Source organism: Actinomycetospora sp., from assembly GCF_036497585.1.
GTDB lineage: Bacteria > Actinomycetota > Actinomycetes > Mycobacteriales > Pseudonocardiaceae > Actinomycetospora.
The window spans coordinates 20,883-29,378 of sequence record NZ_DASXJD010000169.1 but is presented as its reverse complement, the minus strand read 5'-3'; the positions used below and the strand labels follow the sequence as shown (position 1 = coordinate 29,378).

The following is an 8,496-nucleotide window of genomic DNA, read 5'->3' as shown; positions in this document are numbered from 1 at the left end:
CGGCCGGCCCGCGCGGCCCCGGCTCTCGGCCAGCACCCGGTGGGTGTGCGCGACCTGGAGGGGCGCGCCGGCGCGGGCGTTGCGCTCCAGGGCCGCCGCGAAGTGGGCCTCGGCCTCGGCGTCCCGGCCGAGGACGGCCGCGAGCATCCCGAGGTGGCGCCGGATCGATCCGAGCCAGGCGGCCTGGATCCCCTCCACGCCGCAGAGGTCGCCGTGGGGTGCCAGGAGCTCGTGGACCCGCGCCGCGACGTCCGGGTCGGGAGCGTCGTGGAGGACCTCGGCGGCGGTGCACAGCAGGGGGAGCCACTCGGAGTCCCGCGGCAGCGTCTCGAGCGCCGCCACCAGGTCCGCGAGCGCCGCCTCGCCGGCCCCGGACGGGTCGACGCGCGCGAGGTACACCCTGGTCACCGGGCTCGCGTCGCCCCACCCGGCCTCGGGGAGCTCCGCCAGCAGCGCGCGGTAGCGGGCCTCGAGGTCCTCGAGCCGACCGGCCTCGGTGAGCGCGTTGAGCCGCAGGACCTCCGCGAGCATCCGGGCATTGCGGCTACCGATGCGCCCGCCGGTGTCGGCCGCCTCCTGCGCGTACCCGAGCGCGGCGTCGACGCGACCCTCGCGCAGGGCCCGCGCGCCCGCCCAGAGGGACCCGTACCAGGTGTAGAGCGGCTGTCGGGTGGTCCGGGCGAGCCGCGTGTAGGCCGCGACCTCGAGGTCGAGCGCCGGGCCGGCCCCGAGCTCGGCGAGCGCGACGACGCGCAGGCGGCGCCCCAGCAGCTCCCCGGCGACGTCCCCGGCGCCGGCCGCGCGCTCCACGATCTCCGAGGCGGCGGTGAGGCGGGTCGCCGCGTCGTCGGGGCCGGCGTGGGCGTCGGCCCAGGCCACGAGTCCCTGCACGACCGCCGCGTCGTCCCCGAGCCGCCGGGCCATGGCCAGGGACTCGTCGGCCAGGCCAGCCTGGCGCTGCCGCGCCTCGGTGTAGGTCACCGCCACGGAGAGCCGGGCGAGCAGTGCCGCCCGCAGGACGGAGTCGCCCGCGGGCATCGCCCCGAGGGCCTCCTCCAGCAGATCCAGCTGGCCCGGGTCGAGGAGGCGGACCTCGAAGCCGCCGAGCCCGGCGGCGTAGCCGAGGGCGGCGCGGGCGAGCAGGTCGCTGCGGTCCGACCGACGGGCCGTCTCCGCGGCCGTGGTGAAGGCGGCGCGTCCGTGGTCGGTGCCGCGCAGGGCGGAGCGGGCCTCCCCGAGCGCGAGGAGCGCCTCGACGCGCTCGGTCGAGTCCGCCGGTCGCAGGGCGGCCGCCCGCTCGAACGCGGCCGCGGCGTCCTCGAACGCCAGCCGCGTCAGGGCCCGCCGGCCCGCCGTCTCGACGGCGGCGGCCGCGACGGCGGGTTCCACCAGTGGCACGGCCAGGGCCAGGTGGTCGGCAACGACGGCGATGTCGGCGTCGGGTCCGAGGGCCGCGGCCACCGCCCGGTGGGTCTGCGCGCGTCCGGTGGCCGAGAGCCCGGCGTAGAGCGTGTCGCGGACGAGGGCGTGGACGAACGTCCACGTCGTCGGCGGCTCCCCGGCGTGGGCGAGCCCCGCCAGCGCGGCTTCCCCGAGCAGCGCACTGGTCTCCTCGAACGACGTCCCGGCGGCGGCCGACAGCACGCCGACGTCGAACTCGGCGCCCACGACGGCGGCGACGCCCAGCAGCTCCCGGCAGGGCGCACCGAGTCGGCTCAGCCGGCGGCCCAGGACGGCGCGGATGCCGCCCGGCACGGCGGCGCCGGGCCGCAGCGTCGTGGCGTCCGCGGCCGACAGGGCCGCGAGCTCGCGGACGAACAGCGGGTTCCCGCCGGTGCGGCGCGCGACGAGGCGCGCGGTGGGCTCGTCGGGGGTGGTCCCGGTGGTGGCGGCCATCAGCTCGGCGACCTCGTCGGCGAGCAGGCCCGGCAGTGCCATCCGCTCGCCGCGCTCCAGAAGTGCCGCGGCGTCCGGGTCCAGCTCGGCGTCCCGGTAGGCCGCCACCAGCAGCACGGGCCGGTCGGCCGTGTGGGCCGCCATGAAGCCCAGCGCGCGCAGCGATCCCAGGTCGGCCCAGTGCAGATCGTCGATCGTGATCACCAGCGGGTGGTGACGGGCCTCGGCGGAGATCGCCGCCGCGAGCGCGTCGAACAGCCGGAACCGGGTGCGGTCGGACTCGAGGGCGGGCCGGGCCGACGCCTCGTCGAGCTCGGGGACGAGGGAGAGGGCGTCCGTCGCGAGGGGACCCCATCGGTGCACCAGCTGCGTGCGGTCGCGGCCCGCGCCGCACCCCCGCAGGATCTGGGTCCACGGCCAGAAGGCGGGGACGCCGTCGCCGCGCCAGCACGTGGCGCCGACGGTGGCGATCCCCAGGTCCCGGCACCGGGCCGCGGCCTCGCGGAGCACCCGCGTCTTGCCCATCCCGGGCTCGCCGGTCAGCAGGAGCAGCCGCGAAGTCCCCTCGCGCGCGTCCCGTGCGGCGCCGAGGACGACCTCGAGGACCTCGTCGCGGCCGACGAGCGCGGACCTCGCCGGCGCGTCGACCATTGCGCGCCTCCCGCGGTCCGCACCGGTCCATTCCCGGTCAAGCCTGGTGGGTCGCGGGGGCGCTGTCGACGTCGATGTCGACGCCCCGGCGGATGAGCTTAAGGGTGTAGATCGTGCGGTGGGAGATCAGGTGGCTGAGCCCGGTGGCCAGGACGACCGCGATCATGAGCGGCAGGATGACCGAGTAGTCCCCGGTCAGCTCGAACACGATCAGCACCGCGGTGATCGGGGCGTGGGCCGCGCCGGCGAACACCGCGGCCATGCCGACCAGACCGAAGGCGCCGGGCGCGAGGTGCAGCGCGGGGAACAGCGCCGCGACGAGCGTCCCGAAGGCCGTGCCGGCCATCGCCCCGAGGAACAGCGAGGGGGCGAACACCCCTCCCGATCCGCCGATGCCGATCGTCAAGCTGGTCGCGACCATCTTCCCGACGGCGAGCAGCAGCAGGAACCCGACCGCGTACTGCCCGGCGAGCCCGTCCTGGAGCACCGGGTACCCGACGCCGTAGAGCTCGGGCAGCGCCAGCAGCACCGCGCCCAGCACCACGCCGCCGACCGCGGGCCGCAGCCACTCGGGGCCGCGCCAGACGAAGTCGCAGGCGTCCTCGATCGCGTACAGCACCCGGGCGAAGCCCCAGCCGAGCAGCCCGGCGGCCAGGCCGAGCACGGCGTAGAGCGGCAGCTCCGTGGTGGAGCCCAGGGTGTAGTGCGGCAGGTGCAGGATCGTGTCGTCGCCGACGAGCAGGCGGGCGATCACGTTGGCGGTCACCGAGGAGATCACCAGCACGCCGAACGACTGCGCCGCGAACGCCCGCAGGATGATCTCCAGGCCGAACACGACCCCGGCCATGGGCGCGTTGAACGTCGCCGAGATCCCCCCGGCGGCCCCGCACGCGACCATGAGCGTGAGCCGGCCCGCGGGCACGCGCAGCGCCTGACCGATCGAGGACCCCAGTGCCGAGCCGATCTGCACGATCGGGCCCTCGCGCCCCACCGACCCGCCGGTCCCGATGCACAGGGCCGAGGCCAGGGCCTTCACCCCCGCGACCCGCGCGGGGATGCGGCCCCCGCGCTGCGCGACGGCGACCATCACCTCGGGCACCCCGTGCCCGCGGGCCTCCGGGGCGAAGCGGTTCACCAGTGGGCCGTAGACCAGGCCGCCGACCACCGGGGCGAGCAGGAGGAACCACGGGCCCAGCGCGGCGAGGTGGGTGGCTGGCGACCCGGCCGGCGTCGGAGAAGTCGGAACGGCCCGTGACGAGCCACGTGATCCCGATGATGAGGTAGCGGAACGCCACCGCACCCAGCCCCGCGCCCACGCCGATGATCAGCGCGAGCCCCACGAGGCCTGGGCGGCTGTCGGTGAGCCACCGGTGCAGTCCCCGGGCGGCCTGCGCCGGCCGTTCCCCCCAGCGGGAGCCGGTGCGCTCCTCGGCCGGGGCGCTCACCGTGCCACCCCGCTGACCGCCCAGTCCGGTTCGGACACCTCGCCGGCGGCGTCGGCGAGCGAGCGCAGCCCCTCGACGACGGCAGCGCGCCGCGCCGTCGGCACCCCCGCCAGCAGCGTGCGGACCTCGTCGCGACGACGACGGCTGACGTCCTCCACCAGGTCGCGCCCGGCCGGCGAGAGCGAGACGTCGACCGCCCGCCGGTCCTCGGCCGGGCGGTCCCGGACCACGAGCCCCTTGGACTCGAGCCGACCGCACATCCTCGTGCACGTCGGCGGGGTCACCGCCAGCGCCGCGGCGAGCTCGGCGGGGCGCAGCCGCCCGCGCTGGGCGAGCACCACCAGGGCGCGGTACTGCGGCAGCGTCACGTCCTCGTCCACCGCCGCCAGCGACCGGACGACGACGGCGAGCAGCGCCCGGCTCGCCGTCATCACCGCGTCGACCACTTCCTCACCGGGCTCCTCCGCGCGTTGCACGGGGCAATCGTTGCCCTGGGCAACGCTGTCGGCAACCGGGAGGGACCTTCCTCACCATCTCGCCGAGGCGGAGCGGGGCGCTATCGAGCGCTAGAGCGATCTACCTAGCCGAGGGCCAGTGCGCGGCCGCGGTCCCCGATGGTGGCCACCCACGCCGTCGGGCCACCAGGGTGTCCGCGGCGCCGGTGAACACGGCCGTGGCCGAGGCCGCGAGCGAGTCCGGGCCGGACGGGTCGATCTCCCTACTCGATGGTGTGGGCACGGTGCACGCTGGGTAGTCCCCCGCACTCGGTCGAGGCCCCACCTCTCCGAGCCCTCGAGTGAGCTGGGAGCCGCCATGACCGTCCTCGTGCAGCAGTCGACCGACCACGAGCCCGCCACCGACGCCATCCCGGCCGACGTCCCCGCGATGACGGTGCGTGTTCGGACGGTCCAGGCGGCCGACGGCACCGTCGTCACCGTCTCCGGCGCGATCGGCCGGCAGGACGCGGCGCTGCTGAGCCGCTGCCTGCACTCCCAGCTGGAGCTCGCGCCGGCGCTGCTCGTGGTCGACCTCAGCCGGGTCCCGTCCTGCGACCACACCGGCCGGCACGTGCTCGGCCTCGCCCGCGAGCGCGCCGAGGCCTCCGGGACCGAACTGCGCCTGGCCGACCTCGGCCACCCCGTCGCCCGCGAGTGGCTCACCGACGCCGGGCTCGCCTGACACCCCCGTCGTCCCTGGGGGTGGTGCCGCTCCCTCGTTCGGCAGCCGAGGGCCTGTTCGCGGTGCCGTTCGCCGAGCCCTTCGGGCCCGGCCTCGAGTACCCGATGCTCGGGACCTGCACGGTCACCGAGGAGATCGCCTACCACTCGTCGTCGATGGCCGGGGTCTACGACGGCCATCGCATCCTCGTCCCGCAGACGCTGCACCACGCCGCCCCGGAGCGGCGCGAGCGGCTCATCCCGGAGCTGACCTCGGGGCAGACGTCGTTCTCGTTCGCGACGACGGAGCCCGACACCAGCTCCGATCTCACCGCCGAGCGCATGGCCGCCCGCCAGCTGATCGGCCGCGAGGTCACCGGCTGAACGGCCTCCACCGGCCGTTCATGCGTTCCGAGGTGCCTGACCCTCGAACTTCCGCCGGGAGCACCGGCGCGTCATCCCACGGAGTGAGAGGGGGTCACGGCACGGTACGCGTGTGACTGATGTGGCGGATGTGACGACAAGTGTCGTGGTGGTGCCGACCCAGCGGTCGGTGGCCGCACCGACGCTGCCGACACCGCTGCCCGACCCACGACGGCGGGTCGTCCGCCCCACTCGGTCCACGTGGGTCCACGCCGGGGTCGGCGTCCTCGTCGCGGGCGCGCTGATGGCGCTGGCCCGGGGCGCGCTGGGCGACGACTCCTACATCTCGCTGGACTACGCCCGGACGCTGCTCGAGCACGGTCAGTGGGGGCTCGTCCCCGGGCGCACGGCGAACACCGCCACGAGCCCGCTCAACGTGTGGCTGCTCGCCGGGGCGCTGGGCGTGACGGGCACCGTCACCGGGGCCGTCGGGCTGGTGCTCGCGCTGGCGTTCGCCGTCATCGGGGGCGGCACGGCCCGCCTCGCACGCCTCGTCTCGCCCGGCCCGGTGCTGCCCCTGGCCGCGATGGCGCTGCTCGCCACCTCGCCGCTGCTCGTCTCCACCATCGGGCTCGAGACCTACCTGGGCGTCGCCGCCGTGGTCGCCGTCGCGACGGCCGCGGCCTCGGGACGACCGGCGCTCGCGGGCGTCCTGTGCGGCGTCGCGATGCTCGTGCGCCCGGACTACGCGATCCCCGCCCTCGTCGTCCTCGTGCTCCTGTGGCGCCCCGTCGACCTCCGGGCCCGGGTGCGCGGGCTGCTCCTCGCGGGCGGCGTCGCGGCCGTGGTGGCGCTGCCGTGGCACCTCTGGGCGTGGTTCGAGCTGGGCGGCTTCGTCCCCGACACGTTCTCCTTCAAGACCAACCCGGCCGCCGGGCACCTGCCCTCGATGATCGCCGAGTTCGACAACCTCTACTGGTCGCGGACGCCGGTGGCGGTCGTCGTCGTCGGGATCACCGTGGTGGCCGCGTGGGCGCTCGCGCTCGCCGTGGTCGCGTCCCGGCTGCGGCGACTCGGCCGTGCCCGACCCCGTCCGGCAGGGCCGGGAGGCCTCTCGGCCGGCCGGCTCGTCGTCGCCTTCGCCGGCTCGGGCACCGCGCACGTCGTCGCCCTCATGGTGATCAACGCGTACCCGCAGGCCTGGTACTTCGGCCCGCTGGTGGCCGGGAGCGCCCTCGCCGTCGCGGTCGCCCTCGCGGCCCGCCCCGCGCGGTCCCGCGCGCTCGCCGCCGGCGGGCTGGCGGTGTACTGCGCCGGTGCCCTCGTCGTGGCCGGGCAGGGCGGCGTGCCGTGGACCGCCGCGGACATGAACTCCAACTTCACCGACCCGGCCGCGTACCTGCGCGTCGGGCACGAGCTCCCCGGGCTCGTCGGGGACGTCTCGGTGGCGCCGCCGGGCGAGGTCGGGGCGATCACCTGGGGATGCCGCTGCGACATGGTCGATCAGTTCTCGGCGCGCGCCTACGCCCGCCCGCTGCTCGACCACCGCTACGACCTCGGCGGCCACCTGAGCCGGGTGGTGCTCCGCCTGAACTGGCACCACCGGCCCGACGTCGCATCCCCGCAGCCCGCCTACCGACTGCGCTACGTCCGCGGCGACGACCCCACGCCGGCCGACGTGCGCCACACCTGGTGGGTCACCAGCCCACAGACCGGACCGCCCTTCCGGATCGTGCTCGTCCCGACGTCGCCCTGAACGCTCGACGGACGTGCGATCAGGAGGTGGACGTCGTCGGCCGGTTCGGCGGGGTCACCGACCCCGAGCGCAATCGCCTCGATGTCTGGCAGCCGGATCCGCCGCCCGCAGGAAGTAGCCACCGATCCCGAGCACGCGTTCCATGCCCTGATCGTGTAGGACGGGGTGCGCGCGACGGCGACAGCGGGGCCCCCGACGTCGTAGCGTGGTGCTCCTGCCACGGGGCGCGCCCGGACAGGCGAGCGTCGGGGTCGCTCGCGTTCGCCGAGGGATGTGGTGCCTCGTGTGGTGGGGGATTCTCGTCGTCCTGGCCGGGTCGGTGTGCTCCGGGTGCGCCGCGGTCCTCCAGGCCCTGGCCGCCCGCTCGATCCCGGACACCGGCAAGGGCCTGCGCGCGGGGCTGGTCCTCGACCTGCTGCGCCGCTGGCGCTTCCTCGTCGGCCTCGCCCTCGACCTCTGCTCGTTCGTCGCGGCCACCATCGCGCTGCGGGTGCTTCCGGTGTTCCTGGTCCAGGCCGTCGTCGCCGCGAACCTGGCCGTGACGGCCGTGGTGGCGTGGTACGTGCTCGGCACCCGGCTGCGCCGCGCCGAGCTCGTCGCCATCCTCGCGGTGTGCGCGGGGCTGGCCGGGCTGGGGGTCTCCGCGGCGCCGCAGAGCTCCGAGCACGGCACGACGGCGCTGCACTTCGGGTTCCTCGGGGCGGTGGGGGTGCTCGCGCTGCTCGGTGTCGGCGCCTCGCGGCTGCCCGGCCGGTGGAACGCCGCCGCGCTGGGACTGCTCGCCGGCTTCGCGTTCGGCCTGGTCAACCTGTGCAGCCGGGTGCTCCCGAGCTTCGAGCCCGCCGTGCTCCTCACCGCGCCGTCGTTCTACGCGATGCCCCTCGCCGGGCTGTGTGCGCTGCTGTTCCTCAACACCGCGCTGCAGCGCGAGTCGGTGGTCGCGGCCTCGGCGGGCACGATCCTCGGGCAGACGATCTTTCCGGCCGCGATCGGGCTAGTCGCCCTCGGCGACCACACCCGCGACGGGTTCACCTCGCTGGCGATCGCCGGCTTCGTCGTCGCGCTGGTCGGCACGCTGTTGCTGACGCGCTTCGGCGACCTCGCCGAGGACGAGGGCCGGGCCACGCGCCCGGCTGCCCCCGAGGGCACGGACTCCGAACCGGCGGCCGCGGCGTAGTAGCGCCCGGGCGGCCGGGACGACAAGACCGTCAGAGCCCGGACCGCCGGA

General features: G+C 76.0%; 7 protein-coding genes. 4 read left to right on the top strand and 3 right to left on the bottom strand.

What is annotated here, in order from left to right:
- The 3 genes from VGH76_RS16665 to VGH76_RS16655 all read right to left on the bottom strand — a co-directional run.
- The coding region (locus VGH76_RS16665; RefSeq protein WP_331557820.1) for an ATP-binding protein at positions 1–2,547 on the bottom strand (2,547 nt) is incomplete at its 3' end.
- Between the two features lie 37 nt (positions 2,548–2,584).
- Positions 2,585–3,712 (bottom strand): chloride channel protein, encoded by a 1,128-nt coding sequence (locus VGH76_RS16660; RefSeq protein WP_331557819.1) that lies wholly within the window; start codon positions 3,710–3,712, stop codon positions 2,585–2,587.
- Between the two features lie 276 nt (positions 3,713–3,988).
- Positions 3,989–4,468 (bottom strand): MarR family transcriptional regulator, encoded by a 480-nt coding sequence (locus VGH76_RS16655; protein ID WP_331557818.1) that lies wholly within the window; start codon positions 4,466–4,468, stop codon positions 3,989–3,991.
- Positions 4,469–4,805: 337 nt separating this feature from the next.
- Between VGH76_RS16655 and VGH76_RS16650 the strand changes: the two genes are divergently transcribed.
- From VGH76_RS16650 to VGH76_RS16635, 4 genes are all read left to right on the top strand, one after another.
- Positions 4,806–5,171: an STAS domain-containing protein gene (locus VGH76_RS16650; RefSeq protein ID WP_331557817.1), complete on the top strand. Its 366-nt coding sequence runs from the start codon at positions 4,806–4,808 to the stop codon at positions 5,169–5,171.
- A 23-nt stretch (positions 5,172–5,194) separates the two neighbouring features.
- On the top strand, positions 5,195–5,533 hold the full coding sequence (locus VGH76_RS16645) for an acyl-CoA dehydrogenase family protein (protein ID WP_331557816.1): 339 nt from the start codon (positions 5,195–5,197) through the stop codon (positions 5,531–5,533).
- A 130-nt stretch (positions 5,534–5,663) separates the two neighbouring features.
- The gene (locus VGH76_RS16640) at positions 5,664–7,268 is read left to right on the top strand and encodes a glycosyltransferase 87 family protein (RefSeq protein WP_331557815.1); all 1,605 of its coding nucleotides are present in this window, start codon (positions 5,664–5,666) and stop codon (positions 7,266–7,268) included.
- A 283-nt stretch (positions 7,269–7,551) separates the two neighbouring features.
- The gene (locus VGH76_RS16635) at positions 7,552–8,445 is read left to right on the top strand and encodes a hypothetical protein (RefSeq protein ID WP_331557814.1); all 894 of its coding nucleotides are present in this window, start codon (positions 7,552–7,554) and stop codon (positions 8,443–8,445) included.
- Positions 8,446–8,496: the final 51 nt, after the last annotated feature.